Origin of the sequence: Paenibacillus peoriae (assembly GCF_022531965.1) — a bacterium.
Classification (GTDB): domain Bacteria; phylum Bacillota; class Bacilli; order Paenibacillales; family Paenibacillaceae; genus Paenibacillus; species Paenibacillus polymyxa_D.
Window position 1 is genome coordinate 3,035,334 of the sequence record NZ_CP092831.1, and the last position, 22,828, is coordinate 3,058,161.

Annotated in this window: 23 protein-coding genes; 3 read left to right on the top strand and 20 right to left on the bottom strand. The window is 45.2% G+C overall.

From position 1 onward, the window contains the following. Positions 1-182: 182 nt before the first annotated feature. Positions 183-1,121 carry a glutaminase A gene (gene glsA / locus MLD56_RS13135; protein ID WP_029517518.1) on the top strand — a complete coding sequence of 313 codons (939 nt, stop codon included), beginning with the start codon at positions 183-185 and terminating at the stop codon, positions 1,119-1,121. A 78-nt stretch (positions 1,122-1,199) separates the two neighbouring features. On the opposite strand, the gene MLD56_RS13140 is transcribed toward glsA, so the two are convergent. Together MLD56_RS13140 and MLD56_RS13145 are read right to left on the bottom strand one after the other, a co-directional pair. After that, entirely contained in the window at positions 1,200-2,066 is an 867-nt protein-coding gene (locus MLD56_RS13140) for a VOC family protein (protein WP_029517517.1), read from the bottom strand. A 49-nt stretch (positions 2,067-2,115) separates the two neighbouring features. Then, positions 2,116-2,529, bottom strand: coding sequence for a DoxX family protein (locus tag MLD56_RS13145; protein WP_029517516.1), 414 nt, complete (start codon positions 2,527-2,529; stop codon positions 2,116-2,118). A gap of 269 nt (positions 2,530-2,798) precedes the next feature. On the opposite strand from MLD56_RS13145, the gene MLD56_RS13150 reads away from it, so the two are divergent. Continuing rightward, positions 2,799-3,338: a helix-turn-helix domain-containing protein gene (locus MLD56_RS13150; protein WP_029517515.1), complete on the top strand. Its 540-nt coding sequence runs from the start codon at positions 2,799-2,801 to the stop codon at positions 3,336-3,338. 125 nt (positions 3,339-3,463) lie between these two features. Here MLD56_RS13150 and MLD56_RS13155 read toward each other — a convergent pair whose 3' ends face one another. The 9 genes from MLD56_RS13155 to MLD56_RS13195 all read right to left on the bottom strand — a co-directional run bounded on the left by MLD56_RS13155 (position 3,464) and on the right by MLD56_RS13195 (position 13,952). Continuing rightward, complete coding sequence (locus MLD56_RS13155; RefSeq protein ID WP_029517514.1) at positions 3,464-4,468, bottom strand: stalk domain-containing protein; 1,005 nt, start codon at positions 4,466-4,468, stop codon at positions 3,464-3,466. A gap of 41 nt (positions 4,469-4,509) precedes the next feature. Beyond that, on the bottom strand, positions 4,510-5,631 hold the full coding sequence (locus tag MLD56_RS13160) for a phosphodiester glycosidase family protein (protein WP_029517513.1): 1,122 nt from the start codon (positions 5,629-5,631) through the stop codon (positions 4,510-4,512). 220 nt (positions 5,632-5,851) lie between these two features. Further along, positions 5,852-7,318, bottom strand: coding sequence for a potassium/proton antiporter (locus MLD56_RS13165; protein WP_029517512.1), 1,467 nt, complete (start codon positions 7,316-7,318; stop codon positions 5,852-5,854). Positions 7,319-7,517: 199 nt separating this feature from the next. Beyond that, a complete protein-coding gene (gene fumC, locus MLD56_RS13170) occupies positions 7,518-8,906 on the bottom strand; it encodes a class II fumarate hydratase (protein WP_029517511.1) in 1,389 nt (462 codons plus the stop codon). A 164-nt stretch (positions 8,907-9,070) separates the two neighbouring features. Beyond that, positions 9,071-10,615, bottom strand: coding sequence for a 2-isopropylmalate synthase (locus tag MLD56_RS13175; RefSeq protein WP_029517510.1), 1,545 nt, complete (start codon positions 10,613-10,615; stop codon positions 9,071-9,073). Positions 10,616-10,711: 96 nt separating this feature from the next. Then, complete coding sequence (locus tag MLD56_RS13180) at positions 10,712-11,413, bottom strand: FadR/GntR family transcriptional regulator (protein ID WP_029517509.1); 702 nt, start codon at positions 11,411-11,413, stop codon at positions 10,712-10,714. A gap of 155 nt (positions 11,414-11,568) precedes the next feature. Continuing rightward, positions 11,569-12,588: an aldose 1-epimerase gene (locus MLD56_RS13185; protein WP_013310435.1), complete on the bottom strand. Its 1,020-nt coding sequence runs from the start codon at positions 12,586-12,588 to the stop codon at positions 11,569-11,571. Positions 12,589-12,725: 137 nt separating this feature from the next. Then, a complete protein-coding gene (locus tag MLD56_RS13190) occupies positions 12,726-13,529 on the bottom strand; it encodes an MBL fold metallo-hydrolase (protein ID WP_029517508.1) in 804 nt (267 codons plus the stop codon). 126 nt (positions 13,530-13,655) lie between these two features. Beyond that, positions 13,656-13,952, bottom strand: a complete 297-nt coding sequence (locus MLD56_RS13195; RefSeq protein ID WP_023988878.1) for a hypothetical protein — start codon at positions 13,950-13,952, stop codon at positions 13,656-13,658. Between the two features lie 162 nt (positions 13,953-14,114). Here MLD56_RS13195 and MLD56_RS13200 point away from each other — a divergent pair, with 162 nt between their 5' ends. Beyond that, entirely contained in the window at positions 14,115-15,347 is a 1,233-nt protein-coding gene (locus MLD56_RS13200; protein WP_029517507.1) for an aminopeptidase, read from the top strand. A gap of 73 nt (positions 15,348-15,420) precedes the next feature. Here the strand turns inward: MLD56_RS13200 and MLD56_RS13205 are convergent, their stop codons facing one another. From MLD56_RS13205 to MLD56_RS13245, 9 genes are all read right to left on the bottom strand, one after another. After that, positions 15,421-15,912: a hypothetical protein gene (locus tag MLD56_RS13205; RefSeq protein ID WP_029517506.1), complete on the bottom strand. Its 492-nt coding sequence runs from the start codon at positions 15,910-15,912 to the stop codon at positions 15,421-15,423. A 154-nt stretch (positions 15,913-16,066) separates the two neighbouring features. Continuing rightward, the gene (locus MLD56_RS13210; protein ID WP_029517505.1) at positions 16,067-17,185 is read right to left on the bottom strand and encodes a glycerol dehydrogenase; all 1,119 of its coding nucleotides are present in this window, start codon (positions 17,183-17,185) and stop codon (positions 16,067-16,069) included. A 36-nt stretch (positions 17,186-17,221) separates the two neighbouring features. Next, entirely contained in the window at positions 17,222-18,229 is a 1,008-nt protein-coding gene (bioB, locus tag MLD56_RS13215; protein ID WP_029517504.1) for a biotin synthase BioB, read from the bottom strand. Between the two features lie 205 nt (positions 18,230-18,434). Next, complete coding sequence (locus tag MLD56_RS13220; protein WP_193373352.1) at positions 18,435-19,736, bottom strand: hemolysin family protein; 1,302 nt, start codon at positions 19,734-19,736, stop codon at positions 18,435-18,437. 388 nt (positions 19,737-20,124) lie between these two features. Next, positions 20,125-20,580, bottom strand: a complete 456-nt coding sequence (gene gerQ, locus MLD56_RS13225) for a spore coat protein GerQ (protein ID WP_029517502.1) — start codon at positions 20,578-20,580, stop codon at positions 20,125-20,127. Between the two features lie 52 nt (positions 20,581-20,632). Next, the gene (locus MLD56_RS13230) at positions 20,633-21,055 is read right to left on the bottom strand and encodes a cell wall hydrolase (RefSeq protein WP_029517501.1); all 423 of its coding nucleotides are present in this window, start codon (positions 21,053-21,055) and stop codon (positions 20,633-20,635) included. 121 nt (positions 21,056-21,176) lie between these two features. Continuing rightward, on the bottom strand, positions 21,177-21,926 hold the full coding sequence (locus tag MLD56_RS13235; RefSeq protein ID WP_029517500.1) for an SDR family NAD(P)-dependent oxidoreductase: 750 nt from the start codon (positions 21,924-21,926) through the stop codon (positions 21,177-21,179). A gap of 135 nt (positions 21,927-22,061) precedes the next feature. Continuing rightward, positions 22,062-22,457, bottom strand: coding sequence for a DUF2500 domain-containing protein (locus MLD56_RS13240; RefSeq protein ID WP_013371386.1), 396 nt, complete (start codon positions 22,455-22,457; stop codon positions 22,062-22,064). A 188-nt stretch (positions 22,458-22,645) separates the two neighbouring features. Further along, complete coding sequence (locus tag MLD56_RS13245) at positions 22,646-22,828, bottom strand: hypothetical protein (protein ID WP_029517499.1); 183 nt, start codon at positions 22,826-22,828, stop codon at positions 22,646-22,648.

Here is a 22,828-nt window from a genome sequence, read left to right on the forward strand (position 1 = left end):
ATGAAGACTACAGGGGATAAACTATAATCCCGATATTACATTAGGTTGGGTATTTAACTGGAGAAAAAGAAATGACATCAGAGCTTGTTTTTTGACTGAAAATTTCTTTAAAATAAGTATATAGCTACTTTTTGCTCTACAATAAAATACCACAGATTGGTTACTCGACTGGAGGAAAAGAAATGACATCGGAGTGGCAGAGATTACAGACCAAACTGCCGGAATGGGTAGAACAAAGCCGTCATGAGTATATTCATGGCAAGGTAGCAGCATATATTCCCGAACTGTCCAAAGCCCCGGCCAACGCGCTTGGTGTTGTTGTAATGAACGGTGCAGGTGAAACCGTGGTAGCCGGGGATACGGAAATCCAATTTACGATGCAAAGTATTTCAAAGGTATTTACGCTCATTCTGGCCTTGATGGATAATGGAGAGGACGTTGTCTTCTCTAAGGTGGGTATGGAGCCTACCGGAGACCGTTTTAATTCCATGTTGAAACTAGAACTGGTTGAGCCGGGGATTCCGTTTAACCCACTAATTAACGCGGGGGCAATCGCGATCTCCTCTCTGATTCGCGGGAACAGTCCAGAAGAGAAATTTGCCCGTGTTCTCCAATTTTTCCGCCTGCTTACCCACAATGACACATTGGAATATGATCAGGATGTCTACGACTCAGAATCAGCTACAGGCCATTTGAACCGTTCTCTTGCTTATTTTCTAATGGAAAAAGGTATTTTAAGAGGTCATGTGGAGGATGTGCTTGAAGTTTATTTCAGACATTGTGCTGTCAAATTGAACTGTACAGATTTAGCACGTATGGGACTTGTACTAGCCTACAACGGCCGTGATCCGGTGACAGGTATACCGCTGATTCCCCGCCGCTATGTACAGATCGCCAAAACATTTATGACGACATGCGGCATGTATGACGCTTCAGGGGAATTCGCCATTCAAGTCGGACTACCTGCCAAAAGCGGCGTATCAGGCAGTATTATGACGATGGTACCTGGACGCTATGGCATTGGACTGGTTGGACCTTCTCTGAACCGTATGGGAAACAGTACAGCTGGTGTACACTTGCTGGAGACGATGTCTCGGGATTTGGATTGGAGCTTGTTCTAGGTATACGAAAAAAGGGTATTCCCAGCCTTTACGGCTTATAGGAATACCCTTTTCTGTTTCTGTTGAGTTCCTTCTATGTTACGAGATTTGACCGTTAACCAGTTTAATTTGAATGCGGAACGGATCAGCTACATACTTGGCGCCATCGCGTTCTTGCACCCCATAGCCTGCTGCCTCTAAACGAGCCACAACGGCATTCAATTCATTCTGATCTGGTACGATCAATTCAAAATAATCCAGTCCGGCAGCGTGCTCAGGAGCTGGTGGGACTCCTTCACCTGCCCATATATTCAAGCCCATATGGTGGTGGTAACCACCTGCGGAAACGAACAAGGCTGAAGAGCCATACCGGCACGTAATGTCAAAGCCAAGCACATCGCAATAAAATTGCTGTGCTTTGAGCAAATTAGACACATGGAAGTGGACGTGCCCGATTACCGTTCCCTGAGGTAGTCCCTGCCAAGGTAAATTCTCGGAAATCGCAACCAAGTCTTCTGCATCCACGGGATCTGTTCCCATCATGTAAAATCCATTTTCATCCTTTTTCCACTGATCATGGGGACGATCTGTATAGATTTCAATTCCGTTATTATCGGGGTCATGGATATATAGGGCTTCACTTACATCATGGTCTCCCTGTCCGATTTCAATCTCATGAGCCAGCAGATTACGTAAAGACAGGCCCAGAGCTACACGGTTCGGTAGAAGAATAGCAAAGTGGTATAATCCGGCTGCGGACTGGCGCGGCAGAATAACTGCATTTTCAATATAGTTAAGGATCAGTAACGCATGCTTCCCATCGACAGTCAATTCAGCGGTATCCGCCGTTTGACGCAGCAGCTGAAAACCAACGACCTCTGTATAAAATTGAATAGAACGTTCCAAGTTGCTTACTTTTAATGAAACCTGCCCGATTTTGGTGTTGTCATGAATATGTGCTGTCATGAGATTTCCCTCTTTCTACATGGATTGGAGGACTAAAGCTATTCAAAAATTATTGTTCGGTTGACTCACGACGGCCGATCAACGAATCCAGAGACAAGCGAGTCGTTGGTGCAAATACCAGATGAAGTGCTACAAGAATAAAAGCAATATCCAGTTCATAGCCAGCTCCTTGGCCATTCCCCATCAACCCGCCGGACAATTTTGCTGTAAAAATAGCGCCGATCAAAACAATCACAAATAGCCCAGATACATAGCGGGTAAGTAATCCAAGAATCAATGCAATTCCGCCGACCAACTCAATCACCGCAATGACATAACCTAAAAATCCTGGAACGCCAATGCTGGAAAACCAGCCTGCTACATTACCCAACCCCATTTGGAATTTAGCAATTCCGTGTGCCAAAAACAAAATTCCCAGTGCCACCCGCATAATTGTAGAAATATTTTTGCTTGCTGAACTCATATTTATCTCTCCATTCTGTTTGTTTATTACACTCACACAAGTGCATATGAATAATTAATTTATATTACTAATAATTTGGTTGAAAAAATAATACTGTCTGAATCTATGCCGCTACACATGACTGTGAATCAAAGTCGAATTATTAGTAATAGAAATAATTATTTTGTAATGTGAATTTATCATAAGAAACAGTGGTCTGTCAACAAAATATTTGGTATGATAAATATTACATTAGTATATATTATATTTCCTTATAGGAGGAACGCTCTATGAGTATAGGATGCAACATACGCGCTGCTCGTAAACGTAAAAATTTATCCATTCAGCAAATATGCGAACGAACCGGACTATCGCAAGGGTTTATGAGTCAAGTAGAAAATAATAAAACCTCCCCTTCCATCGCTACATTGGACAGCATCGCTAATGCGCTAAACGTACCTCTCGCTTTTCTGCTTCTTAAAGATGAGGAACGGATGCAAGTGATTCGCAAGGACGAGCGCCGTAAAACCTTATATGGTAAAAACAAGCTCCAGGTCGATCATTTGGGGGGGCAGGGTAACGTCAAAATGATGCTCGTTGAAATGCCGCCCGGCTCATCTACAGAAGAAGAGCATGCTCATGCAGGGGATGAGATTCATTTTATCTTGGAGGGCACGGTATACGTGGAGCAAGGCGAGGATACAGCTACCCTGGAAGCAGGAGATTCCTTTAGCTGGAGAGCAGCCATCCCCCACTATGTCAAAAATGTGGGAGAAAACAACGCCCGAATTCTGATCTCCGTGTTTCTCGAAGCAGATAATGATGCTTAATAGATATTTACGCAAGCACGAAGCAACAAAAGTACAAATCCTATCGAAAAAAGCGCGTACCGGAAGTATCTTTACTTCAACGATCCGCGCTTCTTATATTTTCATTTGCTATTGCTGCTTTTAACTTATTCCATCACCTGCTGGGCATCTGTACGCGATTCCCACGGCAGCTTGAAGGTTTTCATAATTTGTTTGGTATTAGCCGGGAGTCCAGTTATCGGATCACCAGTAGTACCCAGCAGTTCTTCTTTTTTATCCGTAGTAATACGCCCATAGAAAGTGGTACTGCTGTCTCCCCATCCTGTAGTGAACTCGTAGATCAGCGGCTTATTTATTTTCGGATAAGTTCCCCACTGATTTTTGGCTTTATTCTCCAAAAAACGCCCCAGCGGGTCGTATTCCATTGTAAATTCTTTATCAAAGGGAGCTCCCACATACCCTTGATAGGTGACAATCGGAAAACCGTCCTTCACTTCAATCAGACTCAGCACATCCCCGTTCACTGTAAAATACCGTAATGCTTCACCTTGGGGGAACATGTAGACACTGGACAGAAGCTCAGTGTTAGGACGGTGTGGTTCTATATAAGGATGGACAGAACTTCTGTTTATGCGGATTAACGCTTCGCGTGCTGCCACGAGATCTCCCTCATATATTTGTTCTTTTAGTTTACCGTGAATCGGCGGCTGAATCTGAATCTGTGTATTTGTCTTCTCCAACGTATAACCTAAATCAAGCGAAACATCTCTCAGAGGTATATATACTTCTTCACTTACAACCTCAAAGGTAAGTTGCTGCTGGTTCTTACGTGACCGCTCCTTAAGAACCAAGGGTTCTGCCCACTTTTGTAGCGTAATCTGCTTCTTTTTGACATCCCAGTGGTAGGTTGCACCTACAGCTTCGGCTAAAGATTTAAGCGGAACCATGAGCTTCCCGTCGATCAATAGAGGTTTAGCCTTGCTGTCAATAGGTTGTCCGTTTATAACAATATCTATGAACTGCGTTGATTGAGACGCTATGGCACCCTGTTTAGTAGCTTCGGCAGCCGCCTGATGCATTGTGGTCAAGAGTAAGGATAGCATTAACAAGGCGACAAACAATCGCTGAAATCCTGCTCGTTTTAGCTTCATCATCAGTCTCCGTTCACTAAATGAACTTGTTCATTCCTGACCTATCTCTTTTTGGCTGCGTCAATGTCTCCAGGATTCAAACCTTCCCATATGTTCGGGATACTAACGGTCTCTGGATGCTCAAATACGAGAAACGCAGTCGGCAAATACCGCTCTCCGTATTCAGAAGAAGGCTTGTTTACAATGGCATTATCCTTGACTAGCACCGTTGAAGAACCTCCATCCAGATTAGCACCGATAACTGCTCCATGTTTAAGCAAAATATTTTGCATATCATACAAGTTGGCACCAATGCTGTACCCAGGCTGACGACCGTCGATGGTCACGAATATAATGGCACCGTCAGCTCTTTGCCCCATTGCGGTACGGGGGGCAATTCCCCACCCCTCGCTTGCATTGCGAATCAGACCTTTCCCATTCACGATTAGACGTGGTTGAAAAGTAACCGCTTCTTGCACATTCATTTTGGACAACTCGGACAAGGAATAGTGACCGGCTATCATTTTCCCCTGTTTATCAATACCTACGATTTGAACAGAGGCATTTCTACCCATATCATTGTAGTATATCTTACCCTGGGAAATGACAACGCCAATCGGTTTAAAACCATTCCCATTCCAGTTGGGGTCAGCAAAGCCACCGCCATTTACGCCAGCAACAGCCCCCAAACGCTCGACCATGCTAGATACATGTTCTCCCCGGCCGACTTTAGCAGGAATCCCGAGCCTAATTTTAGTGGGGTCATGCACCGTCATAACATAGCCATGATAGTTACGACCCGACACTTCTTCCACTTCAACCAACGGCGTTTGCTGTACTTTGGTAGGTATCAGATCAGGCAAGTTGATTGTATGTCTATCCTTCTCCTCACCCATCTCTTCGAACCGGGCCGAATATTCAGCCACTCGTTTCTTCGCTTCTGCTTCGCCGATAAAATATTTCGCCCAGTGACGATGCTGAGTCGTAATCAGCGTGTCCGCAGCCAAATAGCGCATGTCCTTGCCAGAAGGGGTTAAAAACAACCATGCACCACCCCCAATTCCCGCTAACAGGAATACAATAAAAAGTCGCAGCATAAAGCGACCAAATTTTCCTTTTCGTTTCTTTTTCTTATTTTTCTGCCTGCGAGCTGCTGCACGCTGTGGCAAGACTTCCGGTTTCATTTATCATCTCTCCTGTTTGGTGACTTCTATCGTATTTCATCACTATTGCCCATCAAATGATCCGTAACGATAGGCTGCGACATCTAACGACAATATCATAAACTAATTTTGTAGAATGATAGTGTCAATTTTTTAACAGATTCATCCACTCTGAAAAAGAATACATTAAAAAGCCCTTCACATAAATGTGAAGGACTGAAATGTAGGGGTGATATCCTATTTACGGAGCAGCCTCCGGTTCGAGCAGCATGAACAGCTCTTTCATCTGCTGTCGCTTGAGTTTGGGACTAAGCACGTACAAAGTATCGCCCGGTTCAATCACCGTCGTGCCTCTCGGGGCAATAATTTGCTCGTTCCGAATGATGGCTGTGAATAAAATATCTTCAGGCAACTGTATATCCTGAATCGCTTTGCCCGCTATCGACATCCCATTTTGTACCTGAATGTGGTTGATTTCCGAAGTAGTTTTTCCCAGTGAAACTAATTCCAGCAGTGATGGAGACGACGTCTCGTTAGGGTCCATCAAGCCAAGCTTCACCGCTAGCCACGAAATAGTGGTACCTTGAATAATCGCAGAAGTGAGCACGACGAAAAATACAACATTAAAAAACAAAGGTCCTACATCCATCTCATCCAGTAAAGGATAGGTTGCGAGTACAATAGGTACCGCCCCACGCAGTCCTGCCCAGGATAACAGTGTTTTCTCGCGCACAGAGTACCTGGAAAAAAGCAAGCTTAGGAACACGCCTATTGGACGAGCCACGAGCATGAGGATGAAGGAGAGCGCCAAGCTTTGCCACGCAATGCCCAGCAATTGATCGGGAAAGACCAATAACCCGAGCAGGACAAACATCATAATCTGCACCATCCAGGCGAAGCCATTGTTAAAATGAATAATAGATCGCTTGTAGGTCAAGTCGGAATTTCCCAATACAATCGCCATGACATACACCGCCAGCAATCCGCTTGCCTCTAGTAACGACGCCGCCGCATACGTCAAGACCGCAAATGCCAATGCCATCACAGGATACAAACCGGATGAATCAAAATTCATTTTATTAATGGCATATACACCTAAGCGTCCGAGTACAAAACCAACGGCTAAACCAAAGCCCATTTCCCATAAAAATAACAAGATATGTATCCAAATGGATTGCTCAGGGTGATGTATCAGCTCAATCAATGTTACTGTGAGAAATACAGCCATCGGGTCATTACTACCGGATTCCGCTTCAAGCGTCGAGGTAATTCGCTTTTTGATGTTTTTACCTCCTAGAACGGAAAACACGGCTGCCGCATCCGTCGAACCAACAATAGCGCCAAACAGCATGGATTCCATCCAGCTTACGCCTAAAATAAACTTGGCGCAGACGCCAATGACTACAGTCGTAATGATGACCCCCAACGTTGATAATGACAACGCAGGTCGAATAACTGGCTTAACATCTGCAAACTTTGTCTGCATCCCGCCTTCAAACAAGATTACAATGAGCGCGAGAATGCCAACTAGTTGTGTGATAAAGGCATTATCAAAATAAATAAACTGACTGAGCACCATGCCTACGGCAATAAACAAAACAAGCGCAGGCATACCGAAACGGCTGGAAAATTTGGTAGTCAGCACACCGACCAGCAGCAAGCCGGACAGCAAAAGCACAATAAAATTAATAACGGTTGTCTGTTCCATACGGCTTCTCCTATCTTGAAAATAGATGTTCAATTTTTCGCCTTTTATCTATATACCCTCAAATCACACAGAATACTAATTCTAAACAAAAAATTATATAATAAAATAAAAAATCCAGCTCATGGTTTGTGCTAAATCGCACTCCATGAGCTGGTTTGTATATTTTTTATAAGGCTTAAGCAGAGACAATCGTCGTGCTTTAGGCTTTAGGATGAATCATATGCGCAGGTACAACATATTGATCGAACTGTTCTTCAGTCAACAGTCCGCTGCGGAGTGCCGCTTCTTTTAGGGACAGCCCTTCTGCATGTGCAAGTTTGGCGATTTTAGCGGCATTTTCATATCCGATATGTGGATTCAATGCCGTCACCAGCATCAGTGAATTATTCAAATTGTGCTCAATCTTCGTGAGATCAGGCTCGATGCCAACGGCACAGTTGTCATTAAAAGCAATGATGGAATCGGCCAGCAGATGAACAGACTGCAAAAAATTGTATATGATTACTGGCTTAAACACGTTCAGTTCAAAATTACCCTGACTTGCTGCAAAGCCGATAGCTGCATCATTACCCATGACTTGCGTAACGACCATCGTCAGTGCTTCACTCTGGGTCGGATTTACCTTGCCGGGCATGATGGAGCTACCTGGCTCGTTAGCAGGAATCGTGATTTCGCCCAAGCCGCTACGCGGACCACTTGCCAGCCAACGAACATCATTGGCGATTTTCATCAAGTCGGCAGCGAGCGCTTTGACTGCTCCATGTACGGCCACCACTTCATCGTGGCTGGTCAGTGCATGAAATTTATTGGGTGCAGAAGTGAACGTTTTGCCAGTGAAACTGGAAATTTCCGCTGAGGTTCGGGAGCCAAACTCTGGATGAGCATTAATTCCTGTCCCCACCGCTGTACCACCAATCGCTAGCTCCTTCATGTATTGCACCGTGTCGATGATCATTCGCTTGCTCTTGTCTAACATTGCATACCAACCGCTTATTTCCTGACCCAGCGTAAGCGGTGTCGCATCTTGTAAATGGGTTCGCCCAATTTTTATAATATCCTTGAATTGCTCTGACTTCTGTTGAAAAGTCTCTTTCAGCTTATCGATGGCAGGCAACAAACGATCCTCCACTGCAATGACCCCCGCTACATGAAGCGCCGTGGGAAACGTATCATTCGAGCTTTGCGACATGTTAACATCGTCATTAGGATGCAGCTTCGTATCCTTTCCCTGCTCTTGTAACCATTGGCTCCCCAGGTGAGCAATCACTTCATTCACATTCATATTGGACTGCGTTCCGCTCCCTGTCTGCCATACAACCAACGGGAAATGGTCATCAACCCGCCCTGCGAGAATCTCGTCCGCTGCATAAATAATCGCGTCCTGCTTCTCCTGTGATAGCTTACCCAGCTTATAGTTACTGATCGCCGCGCTCTTTTTAAGCACCGCGAACGCCTGTATGACCTCTAATGGCATTTTCTCCGAGCCAATCGGGAAATTTTCCTTGCTGCGCTGTGTTTGCGCTCCCCACAGACGGTCTGCCGGTACTTTGATTTCGCCCAACGTATCCTTTTCAATGCGGTAGTTCAACTCATTTCCTCCTCTTGGCCTATGTAATTCAGACAAAATATGGTGATCTCTCTTGCCTATTATACATTAAATTTCAAATGTTATCATTTATTTTGCAAGCGCTTTTTTACGATGAGGCCAGAGGAGGAAGAAGGAAAATTCATCTACAAGCCTGACCACTAGGATCAACTAATGGTGATATTGCTTTTGGCATGTACTTCTTTTCTGCCCAGTAGCTTGTTCAGCGCATCGATGTAAGCTTTGGCGCTAGCTTCCAAAATATCAGTACTTGTGCCTCTTCCCAGAGCTGTGTACTCTCCTTGCCTCAAAATGGCGTGCACTTCCCCCAATGCGTCTTTGCCATAAGTTACAGATTGGATCGAATAATCCTCCAACTCCACCTCTTCACCACTGGCCTTGTCTATAGCATGGAAAATCGCATCTACAGAACCGTTACCCATTGCCACTTCATCAATTGCTGTCCCATCTTGTTTACCCAATCGAATGGATGCGACTGGAACCGACTGATTACCATAAGACACCTGAATGGAATCCAGTGTGTACATTTGAGGCGAGGCATTGCGGCTTTCGTCCATCAGGACGAGCAAGTCTTCATCCAACACCTGTTTTTTCTTATCCGTCAATGCTTTGAATTTGCGGAACGTCTCTTGCAGCTGTTCCTCCGTCAAAGCATCAAAGCCCATGTCCGCCAGTTTTTCTTTAAATGCATGTCGACCCGAGTGCTTGCCCAACACAAGTTTACTCGTCTTCAGACCAATACGCTCAGGGGACACGATCTCATATGTTGTACGCTCTTTAAGCATTCCGTCTTGGTGTATACCAGACTCGTGAGCAAACGCATTGGCTCCAACAATAGCCTTGTTTCCCGGCACCGACATCCCCGTTCGTTTGCTCACTAGGCGACTGGTAGCATACAGTTCCTCCAAAACCAGACTCGTTTGTGCACCATAAAGCTCGGTTCTGGTGTCAAGGGCCAGTGCAACTTCTTCGATAGGTGTATTTCCGGCTCGCTCACCGATGCCATTGATGGTACCTTCAAATTGGTCTACACCATTACGGATGGCCGCCAGCGTGTTAGCTGTTGCCATACCAAGATCGTCATGACAATGTGTGCTAAGTTGTATTTTTTCGATACCGGGCACTTGTTGTTTTACAATTCTAAACATTTCACCGAACTGATCCGGGGAGGCATATCCCACCGTATCCGGTAAATTGACGATTGTCGCTCCAGCACGAATCGCCATATCTACGACCTCACAAATAAAGTCCAGTTCGGTACGACTGGCGTCCTCTGCTGAAAATTCTACCTTGCTGAAATACTTGCGTCCATAACGAATGGCAGCAGCAGCGGTCTCTAATACTTTCGTTTTATCCATTCGAAGCTTATGGTGGCGGTGAATAGGTGAGGTAGCCAGAAACAAATGAAGACAGGCATCCTCTGCTCCTCGTAGCGCCTCTCTGACCGCATCAATATCCTGTTCTTTCGAGCGCGCAAAACCAACCAGTGTCGCTTGGGTAACCTGTTTGGCAATCTCCTGCATGCTGGTGATCTCACCAGGCGAGGTTGCTGGAAAGCCGGTCTCAATCCGATCTACGCCTAATTTTTGCAGCTGAAGGGCAATTTCCACCTTTTCCGTGCTAGTTAAGCTAACTCCTGGTGATTGTTCTCCATCTCTTAACGTTGTGTCCAACACCCATATTTTGCGCATACAGATACCACCTTTGGTTTGATTTTAGGAGATGCTCAAGTAGAAGGTTTAAATATTTTATTCATCCGATCATCTGATGTTTAAGAGTAAAAAAAATTATGAACTTCCCATATGCTTTTGCAGCTCCAGCTTGGTGCCGTCCAAATGTTGAATACTATACAGCTCGGCAGCCTTGCCATCCTGATCCCGGATTGCTTCATATATTTTTTCATGCTGCACAGTAAAATGATTTTGCATCGCCGGATCGGTAATGAGATTGTTCAACGCCTTGCGAATGGCCTCTACAAAGCTGCCATATACATCTGTAAGCACCTTATTGCGTGTAGCTCCGGCAACAGCCAAGTGAAAAGTGATATCCGCATCCAAATACCCGTTCATATCTCCAGCGGCCAGGGTTGCAGCACGACGATCCAGCGCCTCACGCATCAAGCGTAGATCCTCGTCTTTACGACGTAACGCAGCCAATCTGGCAATCTCTAGTTCCAACACACTCCGCACTTCATAAACCTCAATAATTTCAGCACGGCTTAGACGGTAATCCAATGGCTCTTGAGAAGTTGTCGGTTGGCAAACAAAAGTTCCGTGTCCTTGCTTTTTCTCTAATAGACCGGCATGCACCAGAACGCTAACCGCTTCACGTACTGTAGATCGCCCGACTCCGAATAGCTTCATGAGCTCAGGTTCGGTTGGAATCTTAGTGCCCACATCCCATTCACCAGTAGCAATTTTTCGTTGCAGCTGTTCAGCTACTTCATCGGCGATTTGCTTGCGTTTGACGGCTTGAAAAGGAAAATTCATCTGATCATCTCCTGTTTCGTATCATACTATGACTGCTTGGCATTCTGCAACCTTTTTCGTCCTCCTTCCCCATTGGCCCTTACCTGTGCTTTACAACCCCAAATAAAGCCTGCACCGTTGGACACGATACAGGCCTATAAGGATAAATTTAAATGCTAGGATTTCGATTTATTAGGTGTAATACAATACAAACGGCTGGTTGCTTCAAAAATATGGCCTGGAGCCAGTGCTATCAATCCGATCTCCTCCGCTGGTAGGTCTGGACGATTCGGTGCATTGATCATGTTCATTTGCGGCTCAGGACAGATGAATTCCTTGTTCGCTTTGTTATTCCAGATCATCCAATGCTTATAAGCTGTACCTACATCGTATACGAGGGTAGCACCTGTCTTACTGTGTGTCAGTTCCATGTAGTTGCGTCCATTTTGCGGAGCTGCCGTGTAATGATTATCCATAGAGGCAAAATAAGGACTAACTCCCGTCGTCTTCAGCAGTTCCTCTTCCGGAGATAAAGGCTGGAACTGACCTGTGGCCAACAACCGTTCCGTCAGCTCACGACGCTCACCGATTGTGACCTTAATCTTGTAGTCCTCAGGCGAGCTATCGGGTACGAACGGAACGCGAATCGCTGTGTGAAAGGCAAATAAATTGGGGATCGGTTGATCGCCCTCGTTATGGATCACATAACGCTGATGCAGGCCAAATTCGTCCAGACTGTACGTTAATTTCATGGTAAAGGTGAAGGGTAAATAGCGGAACATGGGATGTCCTTCCCTTACATGCTGATTCATTACCACATAGCTGCCCTGCTCCCCGGAACCGTAGTCCTCGACCTCCCACCGAACAGTGTGTAAAAAGCCGTGCAGATGGTTGTGGGTCGCCTCTTCATTTATCGGCAGCTCATATGTAACACCATTCCACAGGAATTTTCCATCCTCATACCGATTCGGAGGGAACAGGAAAGGAATTCCGTAAACGGATGGGCTTTGCTTAAAAGCCTCTATGCTCTCAGCATCTGGCTCACGCAGAAAAGAATATCCCGTTTCATTGTCACGAAAAGAAATCAGATTTGCGCCGTTTCCCGGCAGGGCAACCGCTTCATATCGTCCAAATTTAAGACGAATCGCCGGTATTCCATAATAAAGATCACCAATTGCAGCATGTTGTTGTGTCATCAAAAAATCCTCCTTGATGAAATGACGATGTTTAATGAAAGCGTTTAGCTTTTGGCTTGACTATACCATGCTGAGCAAAAAAATTCCACGTCCACAAAAAAAACGATGCCCCGCAAGGCATCGTCCTTCACACATGACTACACATAACGTCCTTGTTTGGGTACAGCCATGTGCTCAAAATCTCCTGCCAGTCGCTCCAGCTGATATGTCAGCTCAGTACCATGCATGTAATGACCATGTCCTGTAACTGCAATCTCAGGCTTTAACTTGGCCAGCATTTCCACCGAGCGCTGCGCAGCTTGCCAATCTGTTGTAAAATACGCAGGAGGCCCGTGTATTTCTTTTTCCTGTAAAATAACGGCCAGTACCGATTCCTGTTTCACCGTAATAAAAGCGTCACCGGCCACCATTAACCTTCTTCGCTCATGAAAAAGCGATACATGACCAGGAGTATGTCCTGGCGTATGCAGCCACTTCCAACCAGGGGCACCAGGGACACTGCCATCTTGGGGCAGGGAGGTGATGCGATCATCGAGATCTATAGCATCATTGGGGTATAAGAAGGAAATGCCCGACATTAAACCTCCCCCTACACTAGGGTCAGGTTTTTGATAATCCTTCATTCCCGTCAAATAAGGTAATTCCAAAGGATGTGCATAAACAGGTGTACCCCAATGCTGTACCAACTCAATAACCGAACCCACATGGTCAAAATGACCATGTGTAAGCACAATAGCGATCGGAGGGCCAGTGAACCGTTCCTCTGCCAGGCGTATAATCGAGTCTGTAAATCCTGTCATCCCCGTATCCACCAGCACCCAGGAACGGCTTCCTGGCTCCCCAATAAAACACATATTTACAAACAGCGTCCGTAAGCTCAGGAGATCGGGAGCAGCCTCTTCATTTGCCGTCATTCCTTCGGTGAACAGATGATTTGCCAAAGCTTCACCCTCCTATTCACATGGAATTTACTGTTAATATCGACCTTTAGGCTTCCCCCATGTCAGCAGATTATGCGGACACTGCTAAATATAATCCGCTTGTCACGAAAATAGACCATGTTTACATTACTCGGGTAATTTGCTCCATGCCGTATCTAGCAAATAGTCGAATAAATCATCGTTCTCTTCAATCCAGCTATCCATTTGCAGCATCTCTTCCTCCACCCGTGGCTCTCCCGCAAAATGAAGACTGTAATCCCATTCCTTTCCCCTTTTACTGTGGAATGTGATTTCATATACAGAACTCTGCCCGTCTACTCCAAATACCACTTGACCCAAATAAGCACCATTCTCATCTCTTGTCATTTGTGCCTGTTGAATATGTACTTCTTTCACTTCCTGAGGTGAATTTTGCTCTGTCATTCATCTATCCGCCCTTTCATTTTCACTAAATAGTACCAAAACTAATTTGTGAACCTTTTCGTTACATTGTACAATATATAAGCTATGTGTGGAATTTGCAAAAAAACTGTGCAAGTTACCCAAGCCTTATTTAAGGCTTTTCGTGAAATGGAGGAAAGTTACATGTCAGATTTTCAACAAAAATTGCAAAAATATGCCGAGTTAGCCGTTCGGGTCGGCGCCAATGTCCATCCTGGGCAGACACTCATCGTTCATGCACCAATTTTGTCCGCCGAACTCGTGAGACTTATCGTCAAATCAGCGTATACTGCCGGAGCCAAGCTGGTTACAGTAAAATGGAGTGATGAAACCATTACTCGATTACAGTATGAACTAGCTCCTGATGAAACTTTTAATATTGCTCCCAAATGGTATGCAGCCGAAATGACTGAAGAGGTCGAAAATGGCGCAGCTGTACTGCATGTCATTGCAGAAAATCCGGATTTGCTTCAGGGGATTCCGTCCAGCCGAATTACTGCTGCTCAGCGCGTGCGGTCACATGAATTACGTCAATACCGCGAATATCAAATGGCCGACAAATTCAGTTGGTCTCTGATTGCTTATCCTTCTGCAGAATGGGCTGCCAAAGTATTCCCTGATCTGCCAGCTTCCGAGCAAATGGATAAACTGTGGGATGCCATTTTCAGCACCGTGCGTGTGGATCTGGATAACCCCGTGGAGGCATGGAAAGAGCATTTGAAAACCCTTTCCAGTAAATCTGATATTTTAAATGCCAAACGCTATAAAAAGCTGCATTATCTGGCTCCAGGCACAGATCTCACCATCGAATTGGCAAAAGATCATCTGTGGGTAGCGGCTGAAAGCGTCAACCAACAGGGACATACTTTTGTAGCCAATATGCCTACTGAGGAAGTGTTTACAGCTCCGCTTAAAACGGGAGTGAACGGTAAGGTCAGCAGCACCAAGCCACTTAGCTACAGCGGAAATATCATCGACAACTTTTCACTGACTTTTGAAAATGGACGTATTGTCGATGTTCAGGCAGAAACCGGTTTGGAAACTCTTCAGCATCTCGTAGAAATGGATGAAGGCTCACACTACCTGGGTGAGGTTGCTCTTGTGCCTCACAAGTCACCTATCTCTGATAAAAATATTTTATTCTATAATACGTTGTTTGATGAAAATGCCTCTAACCACTTGGCCATCGGTAATGCTTATGCATTTAACCTTAAAGGCGGCAAGGATATGACTCAAGAGCAGTTGGCTGCCAACGGCCTGAATTCCAGTCTGACTCACGTCGACTTTATGATTGGTTCAAGTGAAATGGACATCAACGGCGTTACTGAGGACGGTACTGAGGAACCTATCTTCCGTAAAGGAAATTGGGCGATCTAACACGGCAAAAAGGCTCTCACCGCTTCATGCGTGAGAGCCTTCTTGCTTCAACCTTAGGCTAAGTTGATCTATTTTACAACGTGTTAATCCAAGAATTCGCTGCAATTCCAAAAACAATTTGTATCACGCTGATGATGAAAAAGACAATAAAGCAATTTACAACTCTTCGATTGGTGGTTTGATGCATGGATAAAGATGATTTCACGTAAAACATGCTGCCCAATATTCCTATACACACACCGAAAATCCCCGAAAATAGCAATCCTATAACCAAGCTGACCACGACAAAAGCCCAACTCCAGCCCGGAACTTTACTCACAGGAACATAAGGTTGATTGGACCCAAGATATACACCGTCCACAGCTAAATCCGCTTTGTTGCCAATGACAACAACATTTACAGCTTTTTCTTTCAATTTAATAGGAAAATCAATCAAGTTCAAAAATGCATTCTGGCTTTTAACCTTCTGCTCGCTTCCATTCACAATAATTCTCCCGCCAGTTAAGCTACGCTTGTACTCAATAGTATATTGAATACCTTGATCTTCTACGTTCCATTTTGCCATCGCTAAACTCCTCTCAAATTTTAGGGGAGCCCTAAATATACTCCCGGCATTTCCTGATTATGTACCATAAAAATCATAACATAAGTTGCAAGTTAAATAATGGAAAAAAGGCCGCTGATCAGCGGCCTTTGAATCTACTTTATTTCGTATGGAGTTAGTTTCTATGTCCAATTTTGGCCTTATAGGCAAGTGAATACTGGTCAGCCGCTAAAATTGCATCAAGCACATCATCCGCTGTGACAGCAAATGGTAGATTGTGAGCAGTTTCGCCTTCTTTGGTAGCAGCCTGAGCTACCCGGTACAAATCCTCTCGGGAAGTTTCCTGTAGCTTAATGTCTTCCAGCGTGACAGGCAGATCGAGTTTTAGATAAAAGTCAATATACCGCTCCACCTCGGACAAAGGTCTTTTTTCCAAGGCAAGCTGGACTAAGGTGCCAAAAGCTACCTTCTGACCATGTGTTAGGTGATGAATATCTCCTTCCAGAACGGTAAAACCATTGTGAATCGCATGTGCGCCTGCCAAACCGCCGCTTTCAAAGCCCAAACCGCTTAGCAACGTATTCGCCTCCACTACCGCTTCAAGCGCAGGTGTGACGACTTTGCGTTTCACGGATTCGTAAGCCTGCAGTCCGTAATCGAAAAGAACTTCCTCACACTTGGACGCAATGGCTTCTGCCGCCAAAGTTGGCAAACCACCAGCCATTGTCGTTGCGCGAGCTTCAATGACCGCACGGGCTTCAATCCACGTCGCCATGGCATCTGCAATGCCTGAGGAGAGGAATAAGGGCGGTGCTTGAGATATGACTTTTGTGTCCACTAGGATCAGGCTCGGATTTTTACTGAAAAAGGAATACGTATCAAATGCACCTTCGTCGGTGTACAAAACAGATAGTGCACTAGTAGGGGCATCTGTAGAAGCAGTCGTTGGAATAATCACAACTGAGGAACCGAGAAGTTCATTTACAGCTTTAGCGGTATCCAGCGTTTTACCGCCACCTACACCAATGACAATGTCGACCTGGGCGCTTCGTCCCTGATCCACAATACGGTTGACTTCGTTTTTGGAGGCTTCCCCTTGAAATTCAATTTTAACTGCTGTAATATCAGCCAGTTCCAGACTTTTTACCACGCGGTCGGCTGCAATCTCCCAAACCAGCTTGTCCGCAATAACCAAGGCAGTACGGCCTAATGGCTTAACATACTCACCTGTTTTATCAATCACATTTTTCCCTTGCACATATTTACCTGGACTAATAAATACTTTTTCGCTCATTGTTTAACTCTCCCTTCCAAGTTTGTACAATTTCTATTATACGGTTGAAAGGGCACACATCTCAATTTCAAAACCAAGATCTTCAATCATTTGATGATCAAATGTGACCTCTTGGCCTTCTGTCGTTAAATAATCTCCAACAAAAATTGAATTCGCTGCATACAGGCATAACGGTTGTAATGAGCGTAAATTCAACTCTCGTCCACCTGCAACGCGTATTTCTTTGGATGGACAGATGAATCGGAACAGTGCCAGCACTTTCAAAGCTTGGATAGGTGATATTCGCTTTGCTCCCTCCAATGGGGTTCCGGGGACTGGATTCAAGAAGTTAACCGGAATAGAGTCAGCATCCAACTCCCGTAAGGCATAAGCCATTTGAACGATTTCCTCATTCGTTTCCCCCATCCCGATAATAACGCCAGAGCATGGAGACATTCCGTGAGATTGTGCCATTTTCACAGTTTCGACGCGTTGATCGTATGTATGTGTGGTTGTAATCGAGGGATAGTTGGCCTTACTTGTATTTAAATTATGATTGTATCGATGTACCCCAGCCTCTGCCAACCGCCGTGCCTGATCTCCCTTGAGAATCCCTAAGCAAGCGCAAATTTTGAGTGGCATTGTATGAGTAATTTCTTGTACAGCCTCAATCACCTGATCCAGCTCCCGATCTGTTGGGCCCTTGCCCGAAGCTACGATGCAATACGTCCCTGCTCTCCGTGCAACTGCTTCCCTAGCTCCAGCCAACAGTGATTCCTTGTCCAACATACTATACTTGTTCACAGGCGCCGTGGATACGATAGATTGTGAGCAATAACCGCAATCCTCTGGGCACAGGCCACTTTTGGCGTTCATGATCATGTTGAGCTTTACTTTTTTTTCGTAAAAATGGTGTCGTACTCGAAATGCAGCTTGCATAATCGGTAATAACTCCTCATCATCGGCTTCCAGTACCGCTATGCCTTCTTCCAGCGATACACGGCTGCCGTGTATTGCTTTTTCAGCCAACGAGCCCCAATCTATAACCTCGTTTAGTAAATTCATACCTTCTTGCCTCCCAAAATTTAATGATCATGTAAATGGATAAGATTTTCAACGAAGAGGAAGTTCCTTTTTTATTGTCAACCCAAATAATTATAATTAGGTTGACAATCACACGAACATCATATCAATTCATGTCCATTCTGTAAAGGAGACAAAATAAAAAGCGACCCCACATCGTTCAAGGTCGCTCTCTAGGTTTATTCCGTTATGAGACTCCTGCTTCTTCCACGACGATAGGCTGTTTTATCAGCCGAATACGTGAAATCCGCTTGTTTTCAACTTCTTCTACCGTGAACATACATCCCTCAAACATTACAGTCTGACCAGGCTGTGGGGGAATAACCTCGACATGTGAGTATAGCCAGCCCCCTACCGTATCATAATCCTCATGATCAAGATCCAGCCCAAAGCGGTCGTTCACTTCATCAATTAATAACATGCCGTCAATGGAAAATTCCTCGTCATTAATCTGCTCACAACTCGGACGTTCCTGATCGAACTCATCCTGAATTTCACCAACGATTTCTTCCATAATATCTTCCAGCGTTACCATACCCGATGTACCGCCATATTCATCAATCAAAATTGCGATTTGCGTCTTGCTACGCTGCATGCGTTTGAGCAGATCACTAATTTGCGTAGATTCAGGGACAGCAAGAATCGGTCGAATCATCGTACGGGTATCCAGTGTGTTCGCCCGCAGAAGGTCCTTAATATGGATAAAGCCGATAATATGGTCCTTATCTTCGGCGCAGATTGGATAACGGGTTCTCATGCTTTCCGTCGCAATCGCGAGATTTTCTTCTGTGGACTCATTACTGTATAAGCAGATCATCTCAGTTCGCGGAATCATGATTTCCCTGGCGGTCGTGTCGGTAAAATCAAATATATTATCAACAAGCGCCAATTCCGTATTATCAATTAGTCCGCTCTTATTGCTTTCTTTCATCAGAATGCGTATTTCATCTCCGGTATGCGCGGAATCGTCATTCTCGGATACCGGCTCCAGACGGAATAAACGCAGCAGGCTGTTCGCCATTCCATTTAACGCCCATATGAATGGATACATCAACTTGTAAAACCAAGTCATCAGCATGGCTGAATACAGCGTAATGGTCTCAGATTTACGAATAGCTATCGTTTTGGGCGCCAATTCACCCAACACAATATGCAGAATCGTAATAACAATAAATGCAATAACCACGGCAGTACCGTGCACATATACCGCTCCTAATCCAGCGGCTGTAAATACAGGTTCGATCAAATGTGCGATGGCCGGCTCTCCGATCCATCCTAGTCCCAACGATGCCAGTGTAATACCCAACTGGCAGGCAGACAAATAAGCGTCCAAGTTGTGTAACATATTGGCGGCGTATACGGCCTTTTTATTGCCCGCCTCCACCAAAGTCTCAATACGGCTGCCTCTGACCTTCACCATGGCAAATTCCGCAGATACAAAAAAACCATTCAATAGTACTAATGCAAAAACAATAAATAAGTTAAACATACTCGGTAAAGGGTCACTCAATATGCTCCCCATCAGCCGTCATTACGGCAGACAGGCGCACCTCCTTCGGATAGTTTCATCATAGACAGAACGATAACACATCATAAGCAGCGTCAACTTCCCAACACATTCACTCCTTCCGGCTTCCAAAGCCATATTCCGCATAAATGATTAGATTATTCATCAGCTTATATTTAATTATATAACTATACTCTATACAGTCAAACCACAAGCAATGTCAGAAAAAACAGCTCCACTATCATTTAGGTCGTAAAGCTCTCGTTTTCGCCGCTTACCACCAAGAAAGCTACTATATTTGAGAAAGATTATAAACAAAATACATCCCCTGCCGTCTGGCAGAGGATGTAGACTCATATATATAAAGGCATCAGCGAACCGGGGATGCACCCGGATTCCCGATGACGCCGGGATATTGGTACAACAATGGCTCATCAAAAGTAGCATAGTCCAGATTCACCATCAGCAAAATCGTCCGCTTGCCCGTAGCCGGATCACTGATAATAATGTGGTCACGACCCGCTGCTTCCAGAATACCTTTGAATATTTTCGCATTCCATTCCCGGTTATTTTCATACGTCATATAAAAGGTACCTGTTTTACCCAAGTTCAAGCGCAAAATGTTTTCAATATATGATTGCTCAAATTGTGGAGTCTGGCTCTGTACCACCATACCAGCCGGTGTCATCGCACTACCGCTGTTAACCTGAGGGGGGAAGGTGCTGATGGGCTGCATAGTTCCGACCGGATTCATCCCTCTGGGCCATTCGGGATACCCGCTACCAGCAGGATAAGAAACAGGACGGTAAGCTTGCTGTGAAATCATGTAAATTCCTCCTAAAATGGTTTTAAATTATTCAAACTCATGTTGAAGCGTTCTAATAGACGGCAGGACAATCCTGTACAGACGGGCTAAAAAAGCAATGGGCTTTAAAACGTCCGGTATTGGTCTGGTTATACCAGGTGTTCGGACAGTCTCCTGCCGGTCTGAAAAACCATAATGCATTGGACGCCGGGCGTATTTTTTCCCCATTAATGACACGACGGGCAAGACGAATGTCACGGTCACGGGCTCTTTGATAAAAGTACCCCTTTTGGGTAGCTTCAAATCCGCCTGGACTTTGAAACACCATATCGTTCATAAGGCGAATCCCCTGAAAATCCAGACAATTGCCCAAAATCCTATTTACTCCGACATTGCCAACCATGAGCATCCCCTGCTCTCCTTCTCCTTCGGCCTCTGCCCGCATCAATCGGGCGAGTGTCCTTACATCCTCTGAGTTGGTCTTGATTACAGCCAACGCGTCCCCTCCTCGCTTCTCCATCACATACCCTATCATATGGTACAAATGCCCAATGGGTGACAGTCCAGAAAAACAAAAAAAATAGCCCCAAAATTGGGACTACTCATTTAGGCTTTTACTACGGCTCGTAAATCATTTTACGCGTCATGCCACCATCTATTACCAGATTCGTACCAGTTACAAAATCATTGCCGGGTTGTGTCAAATACAGACAGGCCCGTGCGATGTCCTTAGGGATTCCTACTCGCCCAGACGGATGCTGTTGATGGTCTTCTGTACGCAATTGCTCATAATCCCCGGTTTCAATCCACCCTGGACTGATGCAATTGACCTGAATCCCGTCCTTTCCTAGTGATATGGCCATCGCGTGCGTAAGGGCCACAATGGCTCCTTTGGATGCCGCGTAGGCTTCTGTATTCGGCTCTGACATGAAAGCTCGTGTAGAGGTCATATTGACCACAGAGCCACCTTCTGCGTTTCGTTTCATCACCTTAGCTGCTTCCCTAGTGGCAATAAAACAGCTGCGTACGTTAGTATTCAAAGTGTCATCCCATTCTGCTAGCGTTAACTCATATGGAGATTTCCATTTGGATACGCCTGCGTTGTTAATTAGCGTATGAATCGTGCCGTATTCTTCTACCGTGGCACGGATTAGCGCCACAATATCTTCTTCCTTTCGTACATCACAAGGAATAAAAATGGCCTGATAGCCCTCGTTCCGGGCTACTGCAGCGGCTGCGGCACCCTCTTCCTCATTGTAGTCCGCAAATACAACATGGGCACCCTGAGCAGCGTAGGCAAAAGCGACCTCTTTCCCAATGCCATGCGCCGCTCCTGTTACAATAACAACTTGTCCCTCAAATGACACGAATCATTCCTCCTCTGAACTACTCTGTTCTAGTATATATGTACCAAAATGTGCTGAACAAGAAACATCTACAGCCCCCTACCCTGGTTTCTTACAGAAGGCTGTAAATGAATCCAAAAATAATTAGACTGAATTCTACATTTTAACCTGTTCCAAGCTATAGCGATTAAGACGCTGAAACCCGATATACCTTGTACCCTGAAAAGTAAGCCGTCCCTCATCCCCTTCAGCGCATTGACCATATTCTTCCCCAGATACCTTAAACTCCATCCGGTCGCCACTTTCCACTTCGAAGGTTACGTAATAGAAAGTATAGGTGCGAGTCCCTTGTTCCTCCTGCCGCCTCTGTTGGAGATGTGTCCTTCTGGCCGTAATTCGGGAACCGACCGTCAGTACAGGCTGCCTTTTATTCCGACTCCATTCCATGACTTCCCTGCCTGCAGACAACACGACAATACCCAACACGACAACGAAAAATACGGGCAGTACCGTGCCCAGCCAATCGAACATCCATAATGATTCAAAACCCATGCACCGCACTCCTCTCCGCCAGGCATTCCACAGGGAAACGACCGGGCATCCTGACCTCACCTAAGCTTTCCATAACAGTATATGTATGTTCCTGCCCAAATTTGATAGCAACCCTCAAGAACGCCAAGAGCCCCCACGGAATAATCCGGGAGGCTCAAGATATGGCGATATCAGAATGATTCATTGATTTACACATGTACAAGCTGGAGATAACGTTGTGTTTCATCCAGAGCTTCATGATCTTCGTCTTCAGCGTAACGCTCTGCACACTGCTTGCAGTCCTCTTCAGTCGTGCAACCATAGGCATCCTGGCAAGTATAACAAAATTGTAGGTAGTATTGGGTTAACATATGATCCTGATTCGCTCTCAT